At 70.4% G+C, this 24,718-nt stretch carries 25 protein-coding genes; 12 read left to right on the forward strand and 13 right to left on the reverse strand.

Annotated features, from left to right (window positions below):
- Positions 1–116 precede the first annotated feature (116 nt).
- Positions 117–1,328, reverse strand: a complete 1,212-nt coding sequence (locus FB467_RS02150) for an ATP-grasp domain-containing protein (RefSeq protein WP_141783626.1) — start codon at positions 1,326–1,328, stop codon at positions 117–119.
- Positions 1,329–1,338: 10 nt separating this feature from the next.
- Complete coding sequence (locus tag FB467_RS02155; protein WP_141783627.1) at positions 1,339–2,568, reverse strand: hypothetical protein; 1,230 nt, start codon at positions 2,566–2,568, stop codon at positions 1,339–1,341.
- Between the two features lie 144 nt (positions 2,569–2,712).
- On the opposite strand from FB467_RS02155, the gene mraY reads away from it, so the two are divergent.
- Positions 2,713–3,825 carry a phospho-N-acetylmuramoyl-pentapeptide-transferase gene (gene mraY, locus FB467_RS02160; RefSeq protein WP_141783628.1) on the forward strand — a complete coding sequence of 371 codons (1,113 nt, stop codon included), beginning with the start codon at positions 2,713–2,715 and terminating at the stop codon, positions 3,823–3,825.
- A 13-nt stretch (positions 3,826–3,838) separates the two neighbouring features.
- Here mraY and FB467_RS02165 read toward each other — a convergent pair whose 3' ends face one another.
- Positions 3,839–4,561, reverse strand: coding sequence for a class I SAM-dependent methyltransferase (locus tag FB467_RS02165; protein WP_228393358.1), 723 nt, complete (start codon positions 4,559–4,561; stop codon positions 3,839–3,841).
- 186 nt (positions 4,562–4,747) lie between these two features.
- Between FB467_RS02165 and FB467_RS02170 the strand changes: the two genes are divergently transcribed.
- The 9 genes from FB467_RS02170 to FB467_RS02210 all read left to right on the forward strand — a co-directional run bounded on the left by FB467_RS02170 (position 4,748) and on the right by FB467_RS02210 (position 11,956).
- On the forward strand, positions 4,748–6,616 hold the full coding sequence (locus tag FB467_RS02170; protein ID WP_141783630.1) for an SLC13 family permease: 1,869 nt from the start codon (positions 4,748–4,750) through the stop codon (positions 6,614–6,616).
- A 51-nt stretch (positions 6,617–6,667) separates the two neighbouring features.
- Entirely contained in the window at positions 6,668–7,360 is a 693-nt protein-coding gene (locus tag FB467_RS02175; RefSeq protein WP_141783631.1) for a class I SAM-dependent methyltransferase, read from the forward strand.
- 78 nt (positions 7,361–7,438) lie between these two features.
- Positions 7,439–8,176, forward strand: a complete 738-nt coding sequence (locus FB467_RS02180; RefSeq protein WP_141783632.1) for a class I SAM-dependent methyltransferase — start codon at positions 7,439–7,441, stop codon at positions 8,174–8,176.
- Positions 8,177–8,251: 75 nt separating this feature from the next.
- Positions 8,252–9,001 carry a B3/B4 domain-containing protein gene (locus FB467_RS02185; protein WP_141783633.1) on the forward strand — a complete coding sequence of 250 codons (750 nt, stop codon included), beginning with the start codon at positions 8,252–8,254 and terminating at the stop codon, positions 8,999–9,001.
- Positions 8,998–9,342, forward strand: a complete 345-nt coding sequence (locus FB467_RS02190; RefSeq protein WP_141783634.1) for an antibiotic biosynthesis monooxygenase — start codon at positions 8,998–9,000, stop codon at positions 9,340–9,342. The genes FB467_RS02185 and FB467_RS02190 overlap by 4 nt, the downstream gene beginning before the upstream one ends.
- A 76-nt stretch (positions 9,343–9,418) precedes the next feature.
- Complete coding sequence (locus FB467_RS02195; RefSeq protein ID WP_228393357.1) at positions 9,419–9,904, forward strand: GNAT family N-acetyltransferase; 486 nt, start codon at positions 9,419–9,421, stop codon at positions 9,902–9,904.
- Between the two features lie 330 nt (positions 9,905–10,234).
- A complete protein-coding gene (locus FB467_RS02200; RefSeq protein WP_141783635.1) occupies positions 10,235–10,492 on the forward strand; it encodes a type II toxin-antitoxin system Phd/YefM family antitoxin in 258 nt (85 codons plus the stop codon).
- Positions 10,480–10,878 carry a type II toxin-antitoxin system VapC family toxin gene (locus FB467_RS02205; RefSeq protein WP_141783636.1) on the forward strand — a complete coding sequence of 133 codons (399 nt, stop codon included), beginning with the start codon at positions 10,480–10,482 and terminating at the stop codon, positions 10,876–10,878. The genes FB467_RS02200 and FB467_RS02205 overlap by 13 nt, the downstream gene beginning before the upstream one ends.
- 280 nt (positions 10,879–11,158) lie before the next feature.
- Positions 11,159–11,956 (forward strand): class I SAM-dependent methyltransferase, encoded by a 798-nt coding sequence (locus FB467_RS02210; protein ID WP_211350534.1) that lies wholly within the window; start codon positions 11,159–11,161, stop codon positions 11,954–11,956.
- 126 nt (positions 11,957–12,082) lie between these two features.
- Here the strand turns inward: FB467_RS02210 and dnaB are convergent, their stop codons facing one another.
- Positions 12,083–13,462, reverse strand: coding sequence for a replicative DNA helicase (gene dnaB / locus FB467_RS02215; protein WP_141783637.1), 1,380 nt, complete (start codon positions 13,460–13,462; stop codon positions 12,083–12,085).
- A 319-nt stretch (positions 13,463–13,781) separates the two neighbouring features.
- Here dnaB and FB467_RS02220 point away from each other — a divergent pair, with 319 nt between their 5' ends.
- Positions 13,782–15,101 carry an MATE family efflux transporter gene (locus tag FB467_RS02220; protein ID WP_141783638.1) on the forward strand — a complete coding sequence of 440 codons (1,320 nt, stop codon included), beginning with the start codon at positions 13,782–13,784 and terminating at the stop codon, positions 15,099–15,101.
- Positions 15,102–15,116: 15 nt separating this feature from the next.
- The gene (locus tag FB467_RS02225; protein ID WP_141783639.1) at positions 15,117–16,331 is read left to right on the forward strand and encodes a glutaminase; all 1,215 of its coding nucleotides are present in this window, start codon (positions 15,117–15,119) and stop codon (positions 16,329–16,331) included.
- 30 nt (positions 16,332–16,361) lie between these two features.
- Here FB467_RS02225 and FB467_RS02230 read toward each other — a convergent pair whose 3' ends face one another.
- The 9 genes from FB467_RS02230 to rpsR form a co-directional block, all read right to left on the reverse strand.
- The gene (locus FB467_RS02230; protein ID WP_141783640.1) at positions 16,362–17,333 is read right to left on the reverse strand and encodes a hypothetical protein; all 972 of its coding nucleotides are present in this window, start codon (positions 17,331–17,333) and stop codon (positions 16,362–16,364) included.
- 172 nt (positions 17,334–17,505) lie between these two features.
- Positions 17,506–17,937: a monovalent cation/H(+) antiporter subunit G gene (gene mnhG / locus FB467_RS02235; RefSeq protein WP_141783641.1), complete on the reverse strand. Its 432-nt coding sequence runs from the start codon at positions 17,935–17,937 to the stop codon at positions 17,506–17,508.
- A complete protein-coding gene (locus tag FB467_RS02240; protein ID WP_141783642.1) occupies positions 17,934–18,236 on the reverse strand; it encodes an MrpF/PhaF family protein in 303 nt (100 codons plus the stop codon). The genes mnhG and FB467_RS02240 overlap by 4 nt, the downstream gene beginning before the upstream one ends.
- Positions 18,233–18,796 carry a Na+/H+ antiporter subunit E gene (locus FB467_RS02245; protein WP_141783643.1) on the reverse strand — a complete coding sequence of 188 codons (564 nt, stop codon included), beginning with the start codon at positions 18,794–18,796 and terminating at the stop codon, positions 18,233–18,235. Before FB467_RS02245 ends, FB467_RS02240 begins: the two co-directional genes overlap by 4 nt.
- A complete protein-coding gene (locus FB467_RS02250) occupies positions 18,796–20,346 on the reverse strand; it encodes a Na+/H+ antiporter subunit D (protein WP_141783644.1) in 1,551 nt (516 codons plus the stop codon). Before FB467_RS02250 ends, FB467_RS02245 begins: the two co-directional genes overlap by 1 nt.
- Positions 20,343–20,852 (reverse strand): Na(+)/H(+) antiporter subunit C, encoded by a 510-nt coding sequence (locus FB467_RS02255; RefSeq protein ID WP_141783645.1) that lies wholly within the window; start codon positions 20,850–20,852, stop codon positions 20,343–20,345. The genes FB467_RS02250 and FB467_RS02255 overlap by 4 nt, the downstream gene beginning before the upstream one ends.
- Positions 20,849–23,749, reverse strand: coding sequence for a Na+/H+ antiporter subunit A (locus tag FB467_RS02260; protein WP_141783646.1), 2,901 nt, complete (start codon positions 23,747–23,749; stop codon positions 20,849–20,851). Before FB467_RS02260 ends, FB467_RS02255 begins: the two co-directional genes overlap by 4 nt.
- 172 nt (positions 23,750–23,921) lie before the next feature.
- Complete coding sequence (gene rplI, locus FB467_RS02265) at positions 23,922–24,368, reverse strand: 50S ribosomal protein L9 (RefSeq protein WP_141783647.1); 447 nt, start codon at positions 24,366–24,368, stop codon at positions 23,922–23,924.
- A gap of 25 nt (positions 24,369–24,393) precedes the next feature.
- Positions 24,394–24,630, reverse strand: a complete 237-nt coding sequence (gene rpsR / locus FB467_RS02270) for a 30S ribosomal protein S18 (protein WP_141783648.1) — start codon at positions 24,628–24,630, stop codon at positions 24,394–24,396.
- Positions 24,631–24,718: the final 88 nt, after the last annotated feature.

The raw sequence follows: 24,718 nt of genomic DNA on the forward strand, positions 1-24,718 counted from the left end.
GCCGTCCGCGACTAGGAGAACGTTCGGGGCACTGGTAGCACGTTCGAACGTGCCACCAGTGCCCCGAACCGTCTACCAGTGGGCGTGCCCGGACGCTGCCGGCCCGCCGAGAGCGATCACCCGGCGTAGAGCTGCAGCTCCCGGGCGAACCGGTCGCCGATCCGCAGCGCCTCGTCCAGGTCCGGGTGGCGGTAGATGATCATCCCGTCGGACAGCAGGGTGGCGCGCCAGTCGCGGCGCGGGGCCCCGACCGGGAGCAGGTCGAGCACGCACACGTGCTGACCGAGGTCGGCCATCAGCCGCTCCAGCCCGCTCACCCTGGTGATCCGCCCGGTGCCCTGGGCCCGCTTGAACATGGTGGCCGCGTTGAACCGGTGCGTCAGCGGCGGGGCGGTGCCGGTGGTGATGGCCAGCGCCCAGGTCCGAAACAGGTCGGCATCGGTCGCATAGTTCATGATGTCGACCGTGCGGGCCCCCGGCGGACGGGCCCCGATCTCGCCGAAGACGACCTCGCCGTCGGCCTTGAGGTACCACTCCATGTGGGTGAATCCCTCGGTGAAGTCGAGCGCCTTGAGCACCTCGCGGCCCATCGCGATGCCGCCGGCCAAGCGCGGGTCCTCCTTGTCCCTCAGGACCATGGTCACCGGGCTGATCCACTCGTGGCTGCGGGCCTGGAGCGGGCGCGGGAGGTACCAGCTGACGTTCTCGAAGAGCACCTCGCCGTTGCCGCAGACCGTGTCGTAGGTGAACTCCTCCCCGTCGATGAACTCCTCGACGCTGACCAGCGGGACGTGCCGGATCATCGTCTGCACCTCGGCGAGCTCCTCGGCCGAGTCCACCCGGTAGGTGTCGGCCGACCCGGCGCCGGCGATCGGCTTGACGATCAGCGGGAAGCCGATCCGCTCGGCGGCCTCCCACACCTCCGCGCCGGCCCGGGCCGACTCGTGGCGGGGCGTGCGGATCCCCGCCTCGTCCAGCACCTGCTTCATCTTCTCCTTGTCGCGGAACCAGGTGGCGTGCTCCACGCTCATCCCGGGCAGGCCCAGGTGCTCGCGGATCCGGGCCGCCAGCACGACATACGGCTCCCAGAGGCACTCGACCCGGTCGATCCGCACGTGCCGGGACAGCCCCTTGAGGGCGGCCAGCACGGCACGCTCGTCGGAGAGCGAGACGTGCTCGTAGTGGGCCAGGCTCCCCCGCGCCTCGGACGGGAGCATGCTGCGGGGCTGGTCGCCCACCCCGATGACCTGCGCGCCGGTCTCGGCGAGCGCCCGGGTGAAGAAGGCCTGCTCGTAGGGAAAGCCCGGGGACAGCATCACGATGTTCACGGCATACCTCTCAGTCCGACTCGACGAGTTCCACGCGCACCCCGGAGATGATCCGGTCCAGCGCCTCGCGGACCGCGCCGGTGTCCTGGTGTCGGACGGTGATGAAGCCCTCCCCCTCGTAGGAGCTCGACGCCGGCTGGCCGGGCTGCGGCAGCCGGGCCGAGACGATCAGCTGCCCGAGGTCGCGCCGGATCTCCTCCAGGCCGTGCACCGCCCGGACCCGGCCGCGGCCCATCCCCCGCAGGTATGCCGTGCCGCTGGCGTAGACGCGGTCGGGACGGTCAAACTCGTCCCTGAGGACCAGCCGCGCCCAGAGGGTGAAGAAGTCGACGTCGTGGCTGAACCCGATCATCGAGGCCAGCTGGGCCCCGGGCGGCCGGGCGCCGACCTCGGAGATGGCCACCGAGCCGTCGGGGCGGGCGAACCACTCCATGTGGGAGAACGCCGTCTCGACCCCCAGCGCCCGCAGCGCCGCGGGGCCGGCCCGGTGGATCTCGGCGTACTCCGGACCGCTGACGTCCTGCGGCAGCACGACGGTCCACTGCATCCACGGGTTGCGCAGCACCTCCAGCGGCGGCGGCACGTAGTCCGACACCGAGGACCACAGGGTCTGCCCGCCCAGGGTGACCGAGTCGAAGGTGTGCTCCCGACCGGTGAGGTACTCCTCCAGCAGCCAGGCCTCCGACGGGCTGCCCTGCGCGGCCCGGAGCCAGGAGTCGAAGTCCTGCTGGGTGTCCAGCCGGTAGGTCGCCTTGGCGCCGGCCCCGTCCGGCGGCTTGGCCACGAGCGGGAACCCGACGTGGTCGAGGAAGCGGGTGGCCTGGTCGGTGTGGTGCACCAACTGGTGCCGGGCACAGGGCAGGCCGGCCGCGCGCAGCACGTCCTTCATCCGGGACTTCTCGCGCACGTTGCGGGCGCTGGTCTCGTCCATGCCCGGTATGCCGAGTGCGTCCCGGACCTGCGCCAGCGGCACCTGGAGCTGCTCCAGGATGCCGATGAGGCGCTCGACCGGGCCGAGTTGGGCGCTCAGCCCGCGGACGCCGTCGGTGATCTGTTGGGGGTCGAGGCCGTCGCTGATCTCCCAGTGTCCGGCGACCGCCTCCCGGAGCTCGGGATCGAGTCGCTCCAGCGGAGTGGCCGTGATCACCCCCAAGCGGACGCCCGGCAGCCGCGCAGCCGCGAGGACGAACTGGCTGGTGGCCTCCAGCAGGTAGGGAGCGACGAACGCTGCATTCACCATGCGTGAACAGTAGGGCGTGACGCGCCCCCGCGCACGCTTCCCGCCGGCTGCCCGGTCGGTCGTGACCGGCCGCCCGGTTAGGGTGACCCAGGCGACGCCTACCGTCGGGGCGCCCCACAGGGTGACTTTCGGGAAGAGGGGCCGATGATCAACGTCTTGCTGGCAGGGGGGATCGCCATGCTGGTGGCGTTGCTCGGGACGCCACTGTTCATCCGGTTCCTGGTCCGCCGGCAGTACGGCCAGTTCATCCGGGACGACCTGACCCAGCACCACCACAAACGGGGCAAGCCCACGATGGGCGGGGCGGTGATCATCGGCGCCACGCTCCTGGGCTACTTCGGCTCGCGGCCGGTGCTGATGGTGCTGGGTGGCTCCGGGCTGGTCGAGGTGGAGGCCACCGCACCCACGCTCGGCGCCCTGCTGGTGCTCTTCCTGCTGGTGGGCCTGGGGCTGATCGGCTTCCTCGACGACTACACCAAGATCTCCAAGGAGCGCAGCCTCGGCCTGACCTCGGTCCAGAAGCTCATCGGGCAGAGCCTGATCACGGTCGTCTTCGCCCTCGCGGCGCTCCTGGTGACCGACGGCCAGGGGCGGGCGGTCGCCTCGACCGCGGTCTCCTTCGTCCGCGACACCCGGCTCGACCTCGCCTTCGCCGGCCCGCTGGTGGGCGTGGTGCTGTTCCTGCTGTGGGCGAACCTGCTGATCACCGGCGCCTCCAACGGGGTCAACATCACCGACGGCCTCGACGGCCTGGCGACCGGTGCCTCGGTGATGGTGTTCGGGGCCTACACGCTGATCAGCCTGTGGCAGTTCAACCAGGGCTGCGACCTGGTGCCGGGCCCGAAGTGCTACGAGGTGCGGGACAGCCTGGACCTGGCGATCGTGGCGTGCGCCGTCGCCGGGGCCTGCTTCGGGTTCCTGTGGTGGAACGCGGCGCCCGCGCAGATCATCATGGGCGACACCGGCTCCCTGTCGCTGGGGGCCGCCCTCGCCGGGATGGCGATCGTGACCCGCACCCAGTTGCTGCTGCCGATCCTCGGCGCCCTGTTCGTCATCATCACCCTGTCGGTGATCATCCAGGTGGTGAGCTTCAAGCTGACCCGGCGACGGGTCTTCCGGATGGCTCCGCTGCACCACCACTTCGAGCTGGTCGGCTGGGCCGAGGTGACCATCGTCGCGCGGTTCTGGATCATCGCCGGGATCGGGGTCGCGGTCGGCCTCGCGCTGTTCTACGGCGAGTGGGCCACCGACCTGTAGCCACCCCGGCCCGTCAGGCGGCCTCGCAGATGCACAGCTGGAGCTGGGACTGCGCGGTGAACGGTCCACCGGACCAGTCGCCGAAGCGATCGAGGAGCCGGAGGCCACCGAGCTCCAGGAGCAGCAGCAGTTCCTGCGGGAAGATGCTGCGGATCTCCAGCGGCACGACGGCGAAGTCGGGCTCCGCATCGGTCGACAGGTGCCACGTCCCACGGGTCACCTGGTCCCGTGCGTCGTAGGTCTCGGCGACCTCGACGCGCACCGTCCCGCGCACGGGGTCGGTGAACGTCAACGACTCCCGGGCGCGACGCATACCGTCGGCCCCGGCGAGCAGATGCACGCTCGGGCTGAAGATGTCGAAGACCACCCGCCCGCCAGGGGCCAGGTGGTCCCGCGCCGAGCGGAGACAGCGCACCAGGTCCTGCGCCTCGTGCAGGTGCAGCAGGGAGTTGGCCGGGATGGTCACGAGGTCGAAGGTGCGGCCCAGGTCGAAGGCGCGCATGTCGCCCTGCACCCACTCCACCGCGACCCCCTGCCCGTGCGCCTTGCGGGCCGCCTCGGCGAGCATCTGCGCGGAGTTGTCCAGCCCGACGCACGGGTGGCCGTCGGCCGCGATGGGGATCAACTTGCCGCCGGTGCCGCAGCCGAGTTCCAGCACCCGCCCGCCCTGCCGGTCGGCGTGCGCGCGGTAGAAGTCGACCGCCGGACCTCCCCCCGGAAACAGGAGGTCGTACACCTGCGCATCCGCATAGAACGCCTCGCCCACAGCGATCCCACCTCTCCTCGACCGGCCGTGCCATCGTCGCAAACCGACCGGCACCGGGTCGAGCGAGTTGCCCGCGCCGGGAGAGGATCCCGTTGGCCACCGGGGACGGGCGGCCTCTACCCTCGGCGGGGCGAACTACGCAACGGAAGGGGCCCGATGACCGTCGAGATCATGCTGGTGCTCGCCGTCGTCGTGGCCGCCCTGGTCCTCTTCGCCACGCAGTGGTTGCCGGTCGACATCACGGCGCTCCTGGTCCTCCTGGTCCTGATGGTCATCCCGTTCGTCGGTCAGGCCAGCTGGTTGCAGGACCGGGGGATCGACCTCCCGTCGGCCTTCCCCACGGTCGCCGAAGGCCTCTCCGGGCTGTCGAACCCTGCCACGGTCACCGTCCTGGCGATGTTCATGTTGTCGGCCGGGGTGCAGGCGTCCGGCCTGATCCACGTCGTGGCCAACCGCCTCGCGCCCCTCATCGGGTCCTCCGAGCTGCGGCTGGTCGTCGTGATCGGTGTCGTCGTCGGCCTGTTGTCCGGCTTCATCAACAACACCGCGGCCGTGGCGGTGGCGATGCCCATGGTGATCGACCTGACGCGACGGCTCGGTCTGCGGGCGAGCCGGATCCTGATGCCGCTGAGCTTCTTTGCGCAGCTGGGCGGGATGCTGACGCTGATCGGCACCTCCACCAGCATCCTGGCCTCGAGCCTGCTGCGTGAGGAGCAGGCCTTCGGCCGTGACCTGCGGATGTTCGAGTTCAGTGCCCTCGGGGCGCTCGGGCTGGGTGTGGGGCTGCTCTACTTCGTCACCGTCGGGCGGTTGCTGCTGCCCTCCCGGGACGAGGGCGCCGGGGCCGAGGACGGGGAGCAGACCTTCCTGGTCGAGCTGATGGTGCCTGGCGACAGCGACCTGGTGGGGCAGACGCTCGCCGAGGCGGAGTTCGAGGCACGGGCCGGCGTCGACGTAGTGCGGCTGAGCCGGGACGCTGCCCCCGCCCGGAGCGGTGCGCCCGCAGCGGGGCAGGACGCGGGGCGAGCGGACCGGGACCCGGACGAGGTCACCGTCGAGGCCGGGGACGTGCTGCTGGTCCGCGCCACGCCGATCCAGGTGATGGACCTGGCCGACTCGGAGACGGTGCAGGTGGTCTCCGACCTGGTGAGCCGCCGGCGGATCACCCCCGACGACGACAGCACCCTGGTGCGGGTCCTGCTCAAGGACCGGCGCTGGTTCAACGGCCGGGCGGCTCGGGACGTGGACCTCGCGGGCCGGGTCGGTGGCCGCCTGGTCGGGGTGGAGATGGCGCGCCCCCGCGCGGACCGGCTGGCCGAGGAGCGGTTGCACGTGGGTGAGATCGTGCTGGTCCAGGTCCCGACCCGCAGCCTGGAGCGGCTGCGGCGGCGGCCGGAGATCATCCTGCTCGACGAGTTCGACAACGACTTCGGCACCCGGCAGATGTGGATCGCCGGGTCGGTGCTCGCCGGCGTCGTCGGGGTCGCCGCGCTGACGCCGCTGCCCATCGTGGTCAGCGCCCTGGTCGGCGTGGTCGTGATGGTCCTCACCGGGGTGCTCCGCAAGGAGGACATGTATCCGAGCGTCTCGTGGGACGTGATCTTCCTGCTCGCCGGGATGATCCCGCTGGGCATCGCGCTGACCAAGTCCGGCGCCGCCGACGGTGCCGCCAGCCTGCTCAGCGACGCGGCGTCCGGGTGGCACCCGCTGGTGGTCCTGCTCGCCCTCTACCTGGCGACGACGATCCTGACCGAGCTGGTCAGCAACAACGCCACGGTGGTCATCGCGATCCCGGTAGCCGTGGCCCTGGCGGACTCCCTGGGCATCGACGTGCTGGCCGTCGCCCTGGTCGTGATCTTCGCGGCCTCGACCAGCTTCCTGTCGCCGATCGGCTACCAGACCAACACGATGGTGTTCGGGACCGGGTTGTACCGGTTCACCGACTTCGCCAAGGTCGGGGCGCCGTTGAACATCCTGCTGATGGGCCTGACCTGTGTCGCCGTGTGGTGGTGGCTGCTGACCTGAGCGACCGGCACCACCTGACCTGGCACGGGACGGACACGGAAGGCGACCGGCATGACCGACTACGACACCTTCGCGCAGGCATACGCGGCTGCCAACGAGACCAGCCTGCTCAATGCCTGGTACGCGCGACCGGCCATGGTCGAGCTGGCCGGCGACGTTGCGGGCGCCCGGGTGCTGGACGCCGGGTGCGGGTCCGGCCCGCTGGCCGCGTCGCTGCGTGACGGGGGCGCGACCGTGAGCGGGTTCGACCTCAGCGCCGACATGGTGGCCCTGGCCCGCGAGCGCCTCGGCGACGATGTGGACCTGAGGGTTGCCGACCTCGGTGAGCCGCTCCCCTACCAGGACGACGCCTTCGACGTCGCCGTCTGCTCGCTGGCACTGCACTACCTGCGCGACTGGGTGGCGCCGTTGACCGAGCTGCGGCGCGTCCTGCGACCCGGCGGACGGTTGGTCGTCTCGGTCCCCCACCCCGCGGCATACCTGGTCAACTATCCCGGCCGCGACTACTTCGCCGTGACCCGCTACTCCGAGGAGTTCGAGTTCGCCGGGGTCAGTGCCGTCCTGACCTACTGGCACCGCCCGCTGCACGCCATGACGGACGCGTTCACCGGCGCCGGCTTCCGGATCGCCGTCGTGAGCGAGCCTCCCTGGTCGCCCGACACCCCCGTTGACCTCCTGCCCGCCAACGCGAAGGAGCGCACCGCCTTCGTATGCTTCCTCTTCTTCGTCCTGGAAGCCCCCTGAGCGGACCGCCCCGCGCGGCCGGGACGTGGGCGCGGAAATCGGTTGCCCCACCCGGGAGCGTCATGGACCATCGGGGCCGTGACCGAACAGCAACAGGCCAATGAGTTCGACAACCCGGTGTCCGCCGCGATCTACGACACGGCCGAGGGGACGCGGGACGACCTGGACCACTACATCGCTATCGTCGAGGAGCTCGGCGCCCGCTCGGTGATCGACGTCGGCTGCGGCACGGGGGTGTTGGCGATCCTGCTCGCCGACCGGGGACACACCGTCACCGGCGTGGACCCCGCCGGCGCCATGCTCGAGGTAGCCCGCGCCAAGGCCGGTGCCGAAGACGTCCGGTGGGTGCACGGCACCGCCGAGGCCCTGCCCGGACTGACGCAGCCGGCCGACGTGGCCATGATGACCGGCAACGTGGCACAGGTCTTCCTCACCGACGAGGAGTGGCTGGGCACGCTCCGCGCGGTCTCCGAGGTCCTCGTCCCCGGCGGCCACCTCGTCTTCGAGACGCGCAACCCCGAGCGGCGCGCCTGGGAGGACTGGGCCGGGTGGGGCTCCTCGGTCTACCAGGTCGAGGGCGTCGGCGAGGTGCGCGACATGTTCGAGCTGGTCCGGGTGGAGGAGCCCTATGTCACCTTCCGCTCCGACAACACGCTGCCCGACGGCACGGTCGTGCCCAGCGAGTCGACGTTGATCTTCCGGACGATGCCGGAGTTGGAACGCACCCTCGCCGAGGCGGGCTTCACCATCCGCGATGTCCGCGACGCCCCGGACCGGCCCGGCCGGGAATGGGTGGTGATCGCCCAGCGTCCGTGAGCTTCCGGGGGGGGGTTCACCCAAGCAGCCAGTGCAAGCCCGGAGTCGGGACGTCCATCACCTCGGAGGAACGCCATGACTGACCATCCCGTCCTCACCGACTTCCTCGCCGCGGCCGAGGTGCACGCCGACGTGACCGCGCTGCGCCCGGACTACCGGGTGCTCCTGCTCGCCGTCGACGGCCTGACGCCGGGGGCGGGTGACGGGACGAGCGAGAGATTGCTGCAGCAGGCCGAGACTGTCGCCCATGACCTCCTCGCCGACACCGACGTGGCGGAGCTCCCGCACGTCGCGGCATGGCGCGACGCATACCGCGCCTTCGGCGCCAAGCCACAGCGGACCCGCAACAGCCTCGAGGCGCTCGTCCGGCGGGCCGCGGTGGGCCTGCCGCGCGTCAACCGCCTCACCGACATCTACAACGCGATCAGCGTGATCCACCAGCTGCCCCTCGGGGGTGAGGACCTCCGGGCATACGCCGGCCCGCCGCGCCTGCTCCGCGCCGCCGGGTCGGAGACCTTCGAGACGGCGGCGGATGGTGCCGACGTCGTCGAGCACCCCGAGCCGGGCGAGGTGGTCTGGTGCGACGCTGCGGGTGTCACGTGCCGACGGTGGAACTGGCGCCAGTGCCGACGCACCCAGCTCACCCCGCATACGACATCGGCCGTCTTCATCCTCGACGCGTTGGCCCCCATGTCCGACGCGGCCCTCGCCACTGCCGGGGACGACCTCGCCGCCCAACTGGCCCGCCTGGGCCCTGACGTCGAGATCGCCAGCCGACTCATCAACCCCACCCCACCCTCCGACCCACCTCAGGACGACCAGTGATCTGCTGCCAGTTCATCTTCAAACCCGGCACCTACGACGACGACTTCCACCGCCTCGACGCGGAGATCGACGCCTATGCCCGCAGCCTCCCGGGTTTCGACCGGGTCGAGAAGTGGCTCTCCCCCGAGGGTGACGTGGTCAACGCCATGTACTACTTCACCGACCGGAAGTCGGTGGCGCAGCTGGGCAGGTTCCCGACCCACCGCGAGGCCAAGGAGCAGGTGGACCGGTGGTACGACGGCTACCGCATCGTCGTCAGCGACGTCCGTGCGACCTACGGCGACGGACGCCTGCCGGCACCCGCATCGGCCCACCCGGCCGACGACCGGGAGCAGCCCTGACCTGACCTGCCGGGTCGGGGCCGATGACGTAGAAGGTGCGCTTGTCTGCGACAGCGTCTGCTGATCCACTTGCCTCGTGACCGAACCTCTCTCGCTGCGCCCGCTGGCCGTCGCTGACGCCGCGGTCATGACGACCGTCCTGGCCGACCCCTCGCTCTACGAGTTCACCGGCGGCGAGCCACCCACCCACGACGACCTGGCGCGCCGTTACGCCGTCCAGACCAGGGGTGGCTCCGCGGACGGGAGCGAACGGTGGATCAACTCGGTCGTCGTCCTCGGCCACCAGCCCATCGGCTACGTCCAGGCCACGGTTCCCCGTGATGGCGGACCGGCCGAGGTCGCCTGGGTGATCGGCCGGCCCTGGCAGGGACACGGGTATGCCGCTCGGGCCGCGCGGCTGCTGCTCGACGACCTGGCGCACGAGGGCGTCGACACCGCGGTGGCCCACATCCACCCGGGGCACGGTTCCTCCGAGCGCACGGCGGAGCGTCTCGGCCTGACTCCCACCGAGATCGTCGTCGACGGTGAGGTCCGGTGGGCGGGCCCTACCGCCCTGGGCTGAGCAGCACGCCGGGTCCGGTTCACGGGGGCCAGCGCTGTCGTCGGCGTCGTCGTTGAAGCAGGCAGTCGACCGATGGTTCGGATCAGCCCGGCCACACCAGGTTGGTCAGCACGAGGTAGGTGCCTGTTCCGGTGACGAGGCTGAGCAACAGGTTGCGCCGCCAGAGATGGAGCGACGGTGACGACGGCCCCCGCGACCTCGGGTATGCCGTATCCGCGCTGGAGGTCGGCACCGGCGAGCAGGTGCACGGACAGCACCGCCATCACGCCCACCACCTTCGATTCGCCGCGCCTGGTCTGACTTGTCTGACACAGGGGTAGGATTGGTGTCATGACCACAATCAGCGCACGAGACGCATCCCGGGGATTCTCCACGCTGCTCGACCGCGTCGAGTATGACGGCGAGGAGTACACCGTCGAGCGTGACGGTCGGGTAGTAGCTCGTATCGTGCCGGCGACTACGCGCACCGTCGCAGGCTTCCTCGCTCGCCGCGCCGGACGTCTGCCGCTCGACGACGATTTCGCTGCCGAGGCTACGAGCGCAAACCCCCTTCTCACCGTGGACACAGCAGACCCATGGCACGCCTGATCCTCGACACCAACGCCCTTATCCAGCTCGACCGCCACGGAGAGCGCGTCACCGGGATCTCCGAGTCTGACGACATCGCCATCGCTGCGGTCACGCTCGCCGAACTGCGGCATGGCGCCCTGGCGGCGGACACGGCCAGGCGGCAGACGCGTGAGCAATTCATCCAGGACGTCGAGGAGACGATCGAGGTGCTGCCGTACACGCGATCGACCGCGGCGGAGCACGCCGCGCTACTCGACCACGTTCGTCGCTCAGGTAAACCTCGTGGCGCCCACGACCTCATCATCGCTGCGCACGCACGGCAGACCGGGCGCCGCGTCGTCTCCCTCGACGTCAAGGCACGCTTCAACGACCTACCCGGCGTCGGCATATCCACTGGGCAGTAACCGCAGTCGCGGGCACAACCGTGCTGGGAAAGCAATACAGCAAAGGGGTGCGTCGTCGAGGCAAGATCCGTTCAGGTCCATGCTCGCCAGCGCAGTTCGTGTCCTTGGCTGCACTGCGACAAGTCTTGAGTGCATCTCGACAATTGCCCGATAACCAGTGGAGTCTCCGTATCCCCGAGTGGTTGGATCCCTGCCTGAGGCTGCGCTGAGGCGGCCCGCTTCACCGTGAGGCAAACGTGGGAGTCGGGAGGCGCGGGCTGTCGTTCGTAGAGTGCTGGAGGTGGTCGCGGTGACTGGTTATGGAGCCCTTGTCGACGTGTACGAGTGGCTTATCGGGGATGACAAGTTGACCCCCGCCGACTCTGCCGCTGTGTACTGCAGCGACCTCGGGAGCGCGGTACCGCCACACGTGCGCGTCCTCGACTGCGCGTGTGGAACCGGCCAACTCGCCGTCGGGCTAGCGAGTCTCGGCCTTGACGTCGTCGCGACGGACGCCAGCGATGGGATGGTCCGCCGAACCCAACAGCTCGCGAGCGAACACGGTGTCTCGCTTCGTGCCCTTCGTGCGAGTTGGGACGAACTGCCCGATCACCTGGAGGACTCCACGTTCGATGTGGTGTTCTGCGTCGGCAACTCGCTCGGGCACGCCGAGGGTGCAGCCGGGCGCTCAACAGCGCTGGAAGCGATGGCACGGCTATTGACCCCGGGCGGACGTATCGTGCTCACGTCACGAAACTGGGAACGCGTCCGCTCAGCCGGCTCGCGGGTAGACGTCCGAGATCGACTCATCACCCGGGATGGCCGCAGCGCGGTTGTCAGCTACTACTGGCAGATCCAGCCGCAATGGGGGCAGGAACACTTCCTTGAGATCGTGATCGCCGAGATCAAGCACGATGGAGGAGTGCGAGCCTGCTCGGAGCGGTTGTCTATATGGCCATACCGGTATGACGACCTCGTTGCGCAACTGCACAGCTGCGGTCTCACCGTGCAGTCCACCACCTACGAGCCCGAAAACGAGGGTTACGTGCTGGTCGCCAGCCGACACGAGTCGCCCGGCACGTCCGAGCCTGCGCGCTAATCCGCCGTCTGTCCTGCCACTGCCGATCTGGTGAACAGCGCAGTTTGCGCGGGCTCCCGCGGGAGCCCGCTCTGCGCAAGATAGACCGCGTGTAGTTGTGCACGCTTCGCTGCATCTCGACAGCAATCAGAAGTTGTTCGCCATGTTCGTGAACCTGCTGTAGTGCCCCTGGAACGCCACCGTGATCGTGTCCGTGGGACCGTTACGGTGCTTGGCCACGATCACGTCAGCCTCACCTTCGCGCGGTGACTCCCGCTCATACAGCGACTCACGGTGAAGCAGGATCACGACGTCAGCATCCTGTTCGATCGATCCACTTTCGCGAAGGTCGCTCATCTGCGGCTTCTTGTCGGTGCGCTGCTCGGGACCACGGTTCAGCTGCGACAGCGCGATGACCGGGACCTCGAGCTCCTTGGCGAGCAGCTTCAGTGCACGGGAGAACTCGGAGACCTCCTGCTGGCGGGACTCCACCCGCTTGCCCGAACTCATCAGCTGCAGGTAGTCGATGATGACCAGCTTCAGGTTGTGCTTCTGCTTGAGGCGCCGGCACTTGGCCCGGATCTCCATCAAGGACATGTTGGGGCTGTCATCGATGAACAGCGGCGCACCGTGGATCCGCCCCTGGGTCTCGGCGATGCGCTGCCAGTCCGAGTCCTGCAGGGTGCCCTTGCGCATGTGCTGCAGCGGGATCTTCGCCTCCGCGGACAGCAGGCGCATCGTCATCTCGGTGCGGCCCATCTCCAGGTTGAAGACGACGGTGGCCATGTTGTGCTTGATGGACGCGGAGCGGGCGATGTCTAGTGCGAAGGTCGATTTGCCGACGGCAGGTCTGGCCGCGACGATGATCATCTGCCCGCCGTGCAAACCGTTGGTCAGCTCGTCCAGGTCGGTGAACCCGGTGGGCACCCCGGTCATCTCCCCGGAGCTGCCGGCGGCGTGCTCGATCTCGTCCATCGTCGGCTCGAGCAGTTCGGCCAGGATCGTGTAGTCCTCACCGCCCCGCTTGTCGGCGACGCCGTAGACCTCTGCCTGGGCCTGGTTGACGATGTCCTCGACATCGCCCCCGCCCTGGCCGTAGCCCATCTGGACGATGCGGGTGCCGGCCTCGACCAGGCGGCGCAGGACGGCCCGCTCGGCCACGATCTCGGCGTAGTAGCTGGCGTTCGCCGCGGTCGGGACGGCGGCGATCAGTTGGTGCAGGTAGGCCGTGCCGCCCACCCGTGCCAGGTCGCCGCGCTTGCTCAGCTCGTCGCTGACCGTGATCGCGTCGACCGGCTCACCCCGGGAGTAGAGGTCGACGATAGCGTCGTGGATGGTCTCGTGGTTGGGCCGGTAGAAGTCGCTGGGCTTGACCAGCTCGGCGCAGTCGGCGATGGCGTCCTTGGACAGCATCATGCTGCCGAGGGCGCTCTGCTCGGCAGCCAGGTCTTGGGGCGGCACCCGCTCGTCGGGCGGCCCGTCGGGCACCTCGGAATACATCCCGTGGTCCAGCTCGCTGAGCGACATCCAGCCCTCCATCTCTCTGCGTCTGAACACAACCATCCCCCACCGACAGAGCCCGCGGGCCGGCCGTCCACAGCCGGGTCCGCACTCGCTCGGTGAGGGGATTCGCCCCAGAGTAGGCGTCCGCGCGGCCCCGGCCAAGCAGCCCTGTGGACGGACCTGTGGACCCCCTGTGCACAACGTTGGGGACGATCGTGCACAGGTTGTGCACAGGCGTGTGGATACCGCCCGGTCTCTCCTGGTGATGCCGCCCTGACCTGCACGGACGTCGTCCACCGGGTGTGGAGGCAAGAAACTCTCGGCGACGTTCTAGGCTCACACCGTGCCCACCGACCACCGCCGCGAGATCCTCCGCCTGGCCATCCCGGCCTTCCTGGCGCTGGTGGCCGAGCCGCTGTTCCTGCTGGCCGACTCGGCCATCGTGGGCTATCTGGGGACGGAGTCGCTGGCCGGGCTGGGCGTGGCCAGCGCAGTCCTTCTGACGGCCACCAACATCTTCGTCTTCCTCGCCTACGGCACGACCGCGGCGGTCTCCCGCAGGTTGGGCGCCGGCGACCAGCGCGGGGCCCTGTCCACGGGCGTCGACGGCGTCTGGCTGGCCCTCATCCTCGGCGCGGTGGCGACGGTGGTGGTCATCGCGTGGGCCCCCGGACTGGTCGGGCTGTTCGGCGCCGGGCCGGGCGCCCGGGATGAGGCGGTCACCTACCTGCGCATCTCGGCCGTCGGGATCCCCCCGATGCTCGTCGTGCTCGCCGCCACCGGGGTGTTGCGGGGCCTGCAGGATACCCGCACGCCGCTGGTCGCGGCCGTGGCCGGGTTCGGCACTAACGCGGTGCTCTCCTTCCTGCTCGTCCACCCGGTCGGGCTCGGCATCGCGGGCGCCGCGTGGGGCAGCGTCATCGCCCAGAGCGGTATGGCGATCGGCCTGTGCGCCGTCCTGGTCACCGGCGCCCGTCGGCTCGGTGCCCCCCTGTCGCTGCACCCGGGCGGGGTGCTGCGCGCGGCCCTCGACGGGATCCCCCTGCTGATCCGCACCCTCGCCCTGCGTGCCGCCCTGCTGGTCACGACCTGGTATGCCGCGGGGCTGGGGGACGCGGAACTGGCCGCCCACCAGGTGGCGATGACCGTGTGGTCGGCCCTGGCGTTCGCGCTGGACGCGTTGGCGATCGCCGGGCAGGCGCTCACCGGCAAGGCGCTCGGCGCCGGTGACGCCGCGGGCACCCGCCAGGTGATGGCCACGATGATCCGGTGGGGGATCTGGTTCGGGGTGGTGCTCGGCGCGGTGATCGTGGCCGGGCACCGGATCATCCCGCTCGGTTTCTCCACCGACCCCCGGGTCCACGCCGCCCTCGCGGCGGCCCTCATCGTGGTGGCCTGCGGGCAACCCGTGGCCGCGGTCGCCTTCGTGCTCGACGGGGTCCTGATCGGGGCCGGCGACACCCGTTGGCTGGCGCTGGCGCAGACCGTCTGCCTGATCGGCTACCTGCCGATGATGGGGGTCCTGGTGTGGCTGGACCTGGTCGGGATCCGGGGGCTGGTCGGGCTGTGGATCGCCTTCACCGGGTTCATGGCGCTGCGGGCGGCCCTGCTGTGGTGGCGCTCGCGCAGCGACGTCTGGATGGTGGTCGGCGCGGTCCGCTGAGGCACACTGGCGACCATGCGTTCACCCGTCTCCGACTACCTGGCCGAGGTCCTGGAGGGCTGCGCGGGCGACACCTCTGGGGCCAACGCCGACTACATCCCGGAACTGGCACGGGCCGACAGCGACCGCTTCGCCGTGGCCGTCGCGACGCTCACCGGCTACGTGCACGGTGCCGGGGACACCGACGTGATGTTCACCATGCAGTCGATCTCGAAACCCTTCGTGCACGCCCTCGCCCTGCAGGACCGGGGGCTGCCGGCGTTCCTGGACAAGATCGACGTGGAGCCCTCCGGGGAGGCCTTCAACGAGCTCTCCCTCGAGGAGGGGACGACCCGCCCGCGGAACCCGATGATCAACGCCGGAGCGATCACCACCAGCACCCTGGTCGGGGAGCCGGACAGCACCCTGGCGCACCGCTGGGAGCGGATCCTGGGCGGCCTCAGCGCGTTCGCCGGACGGGAGCTGGAGGTCGACGAGGCGGTCTTCTCCTCCGAGCTGGAGACCGCGCACCGCAACCTGGCGATCGCGCACATGCTGCGCGGCTACGACACCATCACCGAGGACCCCGAGGCGGTCGTGGCCAACTACACCCGGCAGTGCTCCCTGCGGGTCACCACCCGGGACCTGGCACTGATGGCGGCCACCCTGGCCAACGGCGGCGTCCAGCCGCTCACCGGGGAACGCGTGGTCGACCCTCCGGTGGTCCGCGAGGTGCTCAGCGTGATGACGACCTGCGGCATGTACGACGCCGCCGGCGACTGGGTGACCCGGGTCGGGATCCCCGCCAAGAGCGGCGTCGCGGGCGGCATCATCGGCGCGCTGCCGGGCCAGGTCGGCCTGGCGGTCTTCTCCCCGCGGCTGGACGAGCACGGCGCCAGTGTCCGTGGGGTCCGGGTCTGTGAGCGTCTCTCGCAGGAGATGGGGATGCACCTGATGGAGGCGCCCGCCCCGGCCCGCTCGGTGCTGCGGGAGAGCGGGGTCCGGGAGGTCGACGGCATCGGCACCGCCCACGTCTACGCCCTGCAGGGCATGCTCCAGTTCGCCGGTGTGGAGCAGGTCCTCCACGACCTGACCGAGGAACCGCCGAGCACGCCCCAGGTCGTGCTGGACCTGTCCCAGGTGTACTCGGTCAACTCGGTGGGTCGGCGGATGCTGCGCGAGGCAGTGCGCCGCCTCGGCCTAGACGGGCTCACCGTGCATGTGGTGGACCCGGAGGGCATGCTCGACTAGGAGCACCGCCCTCCGGGCCAGCCCCGGTGCTCAGCCCAGGTCGGCCGGACCGGCCGCCTCCGCGGCCTCCTGTGCCTCGACCACCCGGACCTCGCGCGCGGTGTCCACCTCGGCCCGGACGGCCTGGGCGGTGCGCATCGAGTGGGTGCCGAACCGGGGGGCGTTCGCGGCCGGGGCCTCGGCGAACTGCCCGAGCAACTCGCCGCGGACGCGGTTGTCCGAGGCGACCGGCGCGGGGTCGTTGCCCTCGCCGCTCAGGTTGCCACGGATGATGTTGTCCGACACCTGCACGTCGCCGGTCGTGCCGGAGACGTCCACGTCGCCGCCCCAGACGCTGGACCCCAGGTCGCACCCGCCGAGCGGTCCGCCGGCCCCGAGCTGCACGCCATACGCGTTGTCGGTGAACGAGGCGTCACCGTCGATCTCGCTGCCGCAGACCAACGACCCGTATGCCGCGCCGTCCAGCGACACCTGCCCGACCACGACCGAGTCGATCAGGTCCGCGTAGTAGGCGTTGCTCACCTCGACCGCCCGACCGGCCTGGGAGCCCTCGAGCTGGAAGGCCCCGCTGGTCGCCGAGACCTTCCCGACGAAGGTCGTCCCGAGGGCCGACAGGAAGGTGTCCGCGTTGTCACCGGTGCCGGTGTAGCGCTGCACCGAGGAGTAGTCCAGGTAGACCCCGTAGCCGGCCCGGTTGGCCAGGTTGCCACCCACCGAGGAGTCGGTCAGGTCGAGGTAGGCGTCGCCCTGGACGATGGTGTTGCCCTCGATCGTGACGCCGGTCCCGACGAGATCGGCCCCCGCCCGGACCGTGACGTTGCCCTGGATCGTGGTGCCGTCCAGGGTGCAGGACTGGCCGGCAGGGACGACGAGGTCGTTCGGGACCGTCACCGCACCGCCCTCGCCCACACAGGTGGTAACCAGGTCGGCGCTGGCGGGCGGTGCCGCGCCGAAGGCCGCGACGAGGGAGGCCCCGAACAGGGCCGCGAGGGTTCGCTTCATGGGGATTCTCCTTGCGTTCGGGGGCAGCACGCGCTGTCCCCGGGGATCGACGAGACGTCCGAATGCGCTCTCCCACAATCCTGCCGGGGCGCCAGCCGGAGTTCGACACCCCGGAGGAATCCATTCGGTGAAGAGATGGTCAAGCCGGGGCCAGTACTCTCCCCGGTGCCGGTCAGTCCCGCGGTCGGTCCCGGTCCTCCACGCCCCGGTCCTCCACGCCCCGGTCCGACCCGTCCGGGTCATCGCCGTCCCGCTCCGGCAGGTCGCGGCCCGGACCCGCGGCCGGACCCAGGTGCACGTCGCTCGGCGCGACCTGGCCAGTGCGGAAGCCGGCACGGCCCACCATGTGGGCGCCGACCGGGATGGTCAGCAGCTGGAAGAGCCCGATCAGCATCAACATGCCGACGTCGAGCCCCGAGCGGGTGCGCAGCCCGACGGCGACGAGCACCAACAGCACCCCCAGGACCTGGGGCTTGGTCGCGGCGTGCATCCGGGTCAACAGGTCCGGGAAGCGGAGCAGTCCGAGCGAGGCGGCCAGGCACAGGATGGCACCCGCGGTCAGCAGGACCATCCCGAGGACGTCGGCGATCTGGGCCCAGTTCATGACGGGTCGGCCTCCTCGTCCGGGCCGAACTCGACCGGGTAGTCCCGGTCGTCGGCGGCGAACCGCGCCACGGCCACCGACCCCATGAACCCGACCAGCGAGAGCGAGATCAGGATCGGCAGCGCGCTGGACCCCGGGTTGACCGCCACGTAGACGCCGAGGGCGCAGACCACGATCGAGACCAGCACGTCGGTGGCCACGACCCGGTCGAGCACGCTCGGACCGGTGACGATGCGGATCAGGGTGAGCAGGGCGGCCAGGGTGAGCAGGCCGCCGATGAGCCAGGTCATCACCGTCATGCGGCACCTCCGGAGCTCGGTTCCTTCCCACGCCGCGGGCGGGCGTCGAGGACCGCCTGCGGGTCCGGGTCGAAGGCCCGCAGCACCCGCTCCTCCTGGGCGAGGACGGCGCGACGGATGCGTTCGGCCTCCGCCCGCGTGGTGATGTTGAGCACGTGCAGCGTCAGCCGGCCGGACCGGCTCTCCAGGTCGATCACCAGCGTCCCGGGGACCAGCGCGACCATCTCGGCGGTGATCGTCTGGAGCAGTTCGTTGCGGCCGTGCAGGTGCAGGTCCACCACCATGCCGCGCGGGGGGTCACCGGGTCGGAAGGTGAGCCAGGCCACCTGGACGGAGGCGAGCACCATGTCGGACAGGAACCGGGAGACCAGGATCGCCAACCCCCACGGTCGGACGGTCACGTCGACCGCCAGCCTGGGCAGCGGGAAGATCAGCAGGATCGCCAGGGAGAGCAGGATGCCGCCGACGATGTTGCCGATGGTCAACTGACCCCAGAGCAGGATCCAGACCACGGTCATCCACAGGGCGGGACCCCACTGGATCCGGGAACGGCGCGCCATCACAGACCCCCTGCCGATCCGAGGACGGCGGTCAGGTACGGCGCCCTGAGCAGCAGGTCGAGGGCGGCCCGGCTGGTGACCTCGAAGAGCGGCCCGGCGACCACGGTCAGCCCCAGGCTGACCGCCACCAGGGACGCGGTCGGCAGCACCAGGCCGGTGCCGAGCGCCTGGGCGTGCCCGCCACGCAGCGGACCCGACCCGCTCAGCCCCTCCGGGGTGGCCCCCCAGAACGCCCGGCCCCAGACCCGCACCACGGCATACAGGGTGAGCAGGCTGGTCAGCACCGACCCGGCCACGACCAGCAGCGCCAGCCAGGAGCCGTCGGCGGCACCCGCCTGCATCAGCCCCACCTTGCCGATGAAGCCGGAGAACGGCGGGATGCCGGCCAGGTTCATCGCCGGCACGAAGAACAGCACCGCCAGGAGCGGGGAGACCCGGGCTAGGCCGCCGAGCTTGGAGGCGGCGGTGCTGCCGCCGACGCGTTCGATCAACCCGGTCACCAGGAACAGTGTCGTCTGGATGATGATGTGGTGCATCACGTAGAAAATCGCCGAGGACAGGCCCACCTGCGAGCCGAGCGCGATGCCGAAGAGCAGGTAGCCGATGTGGCTGACCAACGTGAAGGACAGCATCCGCTTGATGTCGTCCTGCGCCACCGCCCCGAGGATGCCGACGATCATGGTCAGCAGCGCGGCCCAGAGCAGCAGGTCGTTCAGGTCGCCGTTCGGGAACAGCAGGGTCTGGGTGCGGATCAGCGCGTAGATCCCGACCTTGGTGAGCAGGCCGGCGAAGACGGCCGTGACCGGCGCCGGCGCGGTCGGGTAGGAGTCGGGCAACCAGCCCGACATGGGGAAGACGGCGGCCTTGATGCAGAACCCCAGGATCAGCAGCAGGTGGATCACGACCTGGGTGTTCTGGGGCAGGTCGGGCACCCGCTCGGCCAACAGCGCCAGGTTCACCGTGCCGGTGGCGGCGTAGGTCATCGCGAGCGCGATCAGGAAGACCATCGAGGAGAGCAGGCTGACGAAGACGTAGGTCACGCCGGCCGACACCCGTGGCCCGGTGCCGCCCAAGGTCAACAGCACGAAGCTCGCGGCCAACAACATCTCGAAACCGACGTAGATGTGGAACAGGTCGCCGGAGATGAAGGTGGTCGACACCCCGGCCGACAGCACCAGCAGGGTGGGGTGGAAGATCGGCAACGGGGCGTGGCCGTCGGACTCCTCGTCGAAGGAGGACCGGCCCTGGCCGATCGAGTAGCGCAGCACGCCCATGGTGCAGATCACCGAGATGATCACCATCAGCGCGGAGAGCCGGTCCACCACGAGCACGATGCCCTCGGTGGGCGCCCAGCCACCGACCTGCATCACCTGCGGGCCGTCCTGGTCGGCGGCCCACAGCAGCACGCCGGCGGTGACCAGCACGGCGGTGAGCACCGACATGCTGGTCAGTCGCTGCACCCGGGTGCGGCCCGCGGCGGCCAGCGTCACGCCGGCCCCCAGCAGCGGGAGCACGACCGGCATCGGGACGAGCCAGGAGAGGTCGTTCACGACTCCCCCCTCTCGGCCCGGCCCTCGGCGCCCACCTCGGCGTCGTAGTCGGGCTCGAGCTCACTGTCCTCGGACTCCGACTCCACGACGTCGACCGCGATGGTCGCGGCGGCCTCCTCGGCGGACGGGGAGCCGGACATGTCGTTGCTCTCGGCCATCTGGTGGATCCGCGAGGACTCGGGGTCGTCGGAGTAGAGGTCGCTGCGGTCCAGCTGCCAGGACCGGTGGGCCAGGGCCAGCACGAAGGCGGTCATCCCGAGGGTGATCACGATCGCGGTGAGGACCATGGCCTGGGGCACCGGGTCGGCGATCGCGCCGCCGTCACCCTCGCCCAGGATCGGCACCTCGCCGGCGGGGCCGGAGGCGACCAGGAAGAGGATGTTGATCCCGTTGCCCATCAGCACGACCCCGACGAGGGCACGGACGATGGACCGGGCCAGCAGCAGGTAGACGCCGCACCCGATCATCCCGGAGGCGAGCAGCACGTAGGTGAGGTTCGGGGTCATACCGTCTCCTCCTCCCGGGACTCCTCGTCGGCGGCGATCTGGTCGTCCAGCGCCGAGCCCAGGCTGCGCAGGATGTCGAGCATCAGGCCGACGACGACCAGGTAGACGCCGACGTCGAAGAACACCGAGGTCACCAGGTGGACGTCGCCGATGAAGGGGATCGGCACGTCGAACACCCAGCTGGTCAGGGCGGCCTCGCCGAACAGCATCGGCGTCATCGCCGACGCGGCGGCGATGAACAGGCCGCTGCCCAGCAACAGACCGGGCATCACCGGCGCGGCGACCCGCAGCTCGTAGCCGCGGCCCGCGAGGTAGCGCAGCGCCAGGGCGAGACCGCAGACCAGGCCCGCGGCGAACCCGCCGCCGGGGTTGTTGTGGCCGGAGAACAGCAGGTATGCCGACCAGATCACGATGGTGTGGAAGACCAGCCGGGTGACCACCTCGAAGATGGTCGACCGGCGCTCCGGTGCCACGGCCTCGGCGTCGGTGGCGAGCCACCGGCGGTGCTGCGGCGCGGGCGCTTCCTCGCCGGTGCGCGCGGTCGCGTACGGCAGCGGCCCCTCGGTCCGGCTGCGCCAGGACGCCCGGATCTGCTTGCGGACCCGGGCGACCGCCTCGCCCCGGAGGAAGACCAGGCTGGCGACGCCGGTGGCCGCGGCCAGCACCACCGACAGCTCACCCATCGTGTCCCACGCACGCGTGTCGACCAGGATGACGTTGACGATGTTGCTGCCCCCGCCGTAGTCGGGCGCGCTCTCCACCAGGCCCTCGCCGCTCGGGGGGTGGATCCGCACCGCCGAGGCGGTCAGTGCGACGCCGGCGACGACCACCCCGACCCCGAGGCCGAGCAGTGCCCGCAGCCGCCGGGTGAGCACCGACGGGTCGTCCGGGAACTTGCCGGACAGGCGGCGGAGCACCAGCACGAAGACCACCAAGGACACCGTCTCGACCAGCACCTGGGTCAGCGCCAGGTCGGGGGCGCCGTGCAGCAGGAACATCATCGCCGTGCCGTACCCGGTGACCCCGAGCAGGAAGATCGCCCGGTAGCGGCGGCGGGCCCGGGTCGCGGCCAGCGAGGCGAGCAGGATCAGCCCGGCGACGGCCGGTTGGGCCGGGTTGTCCCAGAGCCGCACCTCGGTCGGCCAGGTCACCCCACGGAGCAGCTGGATCCCGGGCAGCAGCGCCAACATCACCAGGATGGTGCCGAGCAGCGAGGGCAGCGAGCCGCGGGCGAAGGCACCGGTGACCTCCAGGGCCAACCGGTCGATCCCCCGCATCAGCAACTGGTAGAGGGCACCGGCGTCCAGCGGGCGGGGCAGCGCCGCCTGGAACTTGGCGACCGGTTTGCGGCCCAGGAAGAGCAGGACACCGACCAGCCAGGTGAGCAGGGTGAGCAGGAAGGCGGCGTTCACCCCGTGCCACAACCCCAGGTGGACCGGGTGCTCGCCCTCGGGCCAGTACTCGGCATACGGCGCCAGGAAGGGCTCGACGACCGGGCCGGCCAGCGGGCCGAAGACCAGGCCGGCCAGGCCGAGCAGGGCAGGGACCGCGACCAGCAGCACCTCCGGCCGGTGCCAGGTGGCCGGCTCGGTGCCCGCCTTCACCTCGTTGCCGAAGGTGCCCCACACGAAGCGGGCGCTGTAGGCGAAGGTGAGCATGGACCCGGCGACGACGACGGCCAGGGTGACCCGGTCGAGGGTGGTCTCACCGTTCAGCAACGCCCCGAAGGCGGCTTCCTTGCCGACGAAGCCCTCCAGCGGGGGCAGGCCGGCCATCGACATCGAGGCCAGGGTGGCGGTCACCGCCAGGACGGGGGCCTTGCGCGCCAGCCCGGACAGGCGGCGGATGTCCCGGGTCCCGGTGGCGTGGTCGATGGTGCCGACCACCAGGAACAGCGAGGACTTGAACAGCGCGTGCGCCATCAACAGGGTCAGCCCGGCCAGGGCGGCCTCGCGGGTGCCGCTGCCCACCATGATGGTGATGAAGCCGAGCTGGCTCACCGTGCCGTAGGCCAGCAACAGCTTCAGGTCGTGCTGGCGCAGCGCACGGTAGGAGCCCAGCAGCATGGTGCCGCCCCCGAGCGCGAGCACGATGCCCTGCCAGGCCGGCACGTCGGCATACCCCGGGGCGAAGCGAGCCACCAGGTAGACGCCGGCCTTGACCATCGCGGCCGCGTGCAGGTAGGCGCTGACCGGGGTCGGTGCCGCCATCGCGCCGGGCAACCAGAAGTGGAACGGCAGGAGCGCGGACTTGCTCACCGCCCCGATCAGCAGCAGCACGACCCCCGCGGTAATGACCGGGCCGGAGCCCGGGTCCTCGATCAGCTCGCTAATCCGGTAGGTGTCCTGGGTCTCCCCCAGCAGGACGATGCCGACCAGCATCGCCAGGCCCCCGAAGGTGGTCACGATCAGCGCCTGCTTGGCCGCCCCCCGGCTGGTGGCGCTGTGGCTGTTGAACCCGATCAGCAGGTAGGACAGGACGCTGGTGAGCTCCCAGAAGACGTAGAGCATGAGGAGGTCGTCGGTGGTGACCAGCCCCAGCATCACCCCGGCGAAGGCGGTCATGTAGCCGGCGAACCCGCCCAGGCCGCTGCTCTTGTCGTGGAAGTAGTGCGCGCAGTAGATGAGGATCAGGGCCCCGACGCTGCTGACGATCATCGTCATCAGCCAGGACAGGCTGTCCATCCGGAAGGCCAGTTCGATGTGCAGCGACGGCACCCACTCGAGCGTCTCCGCGGGCGGGTCGGTGCCGGCGACCCGGCTGGCCTGCAGTCCCGCCCAGACGGCCGTCGCGGTCGGGACGGTCGCGAGTGCGAGGAAGGCCTTGCTGCCCCAGAGGCGCACTGCGGTCGGCGCGAGGAAGGCGGCGACCGCGTGGGCGACGATCAAGGCAATCATGCCGTCCTCCTCGGGTCGGGTCCGAAGCCGAAGGACATCCGGGCAAGACAGTCCTCGGGCCACGATCCGCGGGGGCGGGATAGGGGAACAGGCAGCATTCTAGGGCACGGACAGGGCTGGGCCCGACCGGGAGCGGTCCCGGTCGGGCCCAGCCCGTGTCGTGTTCCGGCGCTCAGGCGCCGGTGACCGTCACCGTGACGGTGGCGGTGACGTCCTCGTGCAGGCGCACGTGGGCGGTGTGGTCGCCCACGTTGCGGATCGGCGCGGGGACCTCGATCCGGCGACGGTCCACCTGCGGGCCGCCGGCGGCCGCGATGGCCTCGGCGATCTCCGCGGACGTGACCGCGCCGAACAGGCGACCACCGTTGCCGGCCCGGGCCTCGACCTGGACGGCCTGGCCCTCCAGGCTGGCCTTGGCGGAGGCGGCCTCCTCGGCGGTGCGGACCTCACGCTTGGCGCGGGCCGCGGTGATCGCGTCGACCTGCTTCTGGCCGCCCTTGGTCCAGGGGGTGCCCAGCTTGCGGGGCAGCAGGTAGTTGCGGGCGTAGCCGTCCTTGACGTCGACGACGTCCCCGGCCGAGCCGAGGCCGCTGACCGGCTGGGTCAGAATGAGCTTCATCAACTTCTCCTTCTCGTCAGGGTGCTCAGCGTGCCGAGCTGGAGTAGGGAAGCAGCGCCATCTCGCGGGCGTTCTTGACGGCGGTGGCGATCCGACGCTGCTCCTGGACCGAGACGCCGGTCACGCGACGCGCGCGGATCTTGCCGCGGTCGGAGATGAACTTGCGCAGCAGCGCGGTGTCCTTGTAGTCGATCGCTTCGATCTTGGCGGCCTTGAGCGGGTTCGCCTTCTTCTTCGGTTTGCGCACAACGGGCTTGGCCATCGTGGTGCTCTCCTAACGGTGAGAGCCCGAGCTGGTGACTCGGGATGGTGTGGATCAGATCTGTCTGTGGTGTGGTGAGCGGACTGCC

Source organism: Ornithinicoccus hortensis (assembly GCF_006716185.1).
Classification (GTDB): Bacteria; Actinomycetota; Actinomycetes; order Actinomycetales; family Dermatophilaceae; genus Ornithinicoccus; species Ornithinicoccus hortensis.

Excerpts from the sequence above, each read along its gene's own strand:
- FB467_RS02155 (WP_141783627.1), bottom strand. The coding sequence starts at position 2,568 with ATGGTGAATGCAGCGTTCGTCGCTCCCTACCTGCTGGAGGCCACCAGC.
- mraY (WP_141783628.1), top strand. The coding sequence starts at position 2,713 with ATGATCAACGTCTTGCTGGCAGGGGGGATCGCCATGCTGGTGGCGTTG.
- FB467_RS02170 (WP_141783630.1), top strand. The coding sequence starts at position 4,748 with ATGACCGTCGAGATCATGCTGGTGCTCGCCGTCGTCGTGGCCGCCCTG.
- FB467_RS02175 (WP_141783631.1), top strand. The coding sequence starts at position 6,668 with ATGACCGACTACGACACCTTCGCGCAGGCATACGCGGCTGCCAACGAG.
- FB467_RS02185 (WP_141783633.1), top strand. The coding sequence starts at position 8,252 with ATGACTGACCATCCCGTCCTCACCGACTTCCTCGCCGCGGCCGAGGTG.
- FB467_RS02200 (WP_141783635.1), top strand. The coding sequence starts at position 10,235 with ATGACCACAATCAGCGCACGAGACGCATCCCGGGGATTCTCCACGCTG.
- FB467_RS02205 (WP_141783636.1), top strand. The coding sequence starts at position 10,480 with ATGGCACGCCTGATCCTCGACACCAACGCCCTTATCCAGCTCGACCGC.
- dnaB (WP_141783637.1), bottom strand. The coding sequence starts at position 13,462 with ATGTCGCTCAGCGAGCTGGACCACGGGATGTATTCCGAGGTGCCCGAC.
- FB467_RS02225 (WP_141783639.1), top strand. The coding sequence starts at position 15,117 with ATGCGTTCACCCGTCTCCGACTACCTGGCCGAGGTCCTGGAGGGCTGC.
- FB467_RS02230 (WP_141783640.1), bottom strand. The coding sequence starts at position 17,333 with ATGAAGCGAACCCTCGCGGCCCTGTTCGGGGCCTCCCTCGTCGCGGCC.
- mnhG (WP_141783641.1), bottom strand. The coding sequence starts at position 17,937 with ATGAACTGGGCCCAGATCGCCGACGTCCTCGGGATGGTCCTGCTGACC.
- FB467_RS02240 (WP_141783642.1), bottom strand. The coding sequence starts at position 18,236 with ATGACGGTGATGACCTGGCTCATCGGCGGCCTGCTCACCCTGGCCGCC.
- FB467_RS02245 (WP_141783643.1), bottom strand. The coding sequence starts at position 18,796 with ATGGCGCGCCGTTCCCGGATCCAGTGGGGTCCCGCCCTGTGGATGACC.
- FB467_RS02255 (WP_141783645.1), bottom strand. The coding sequence starts at position 20,852 with ATGACCCCGAACCTCACCTACGTGCTGCTCGCCTCCGGGATGATCGGG.
- FB467_RS02260 (WP_141783646.1), bottom strand. The coding sequence starts at position 23,749 with ATGATTGCCTTGATCGTCGCCCACGCGGTCGCCGCCTTCCTCGCGCCG.
- rplI (WP_141783647.1), bottom strand. The coding sequence starts at position 24,368 with ATGAAGCTCATTCTGACCCAGCCGGTCAGCGGCCTCGGCTCGGCCGGG.
- rpsR (WP_141783648.1), bottom strand. The coding sequence starts at position 24,630 with ATGGCCAAGCCCGTTGTGCGCAAACCGAAGAAGAAGGCGAACCCGCTC.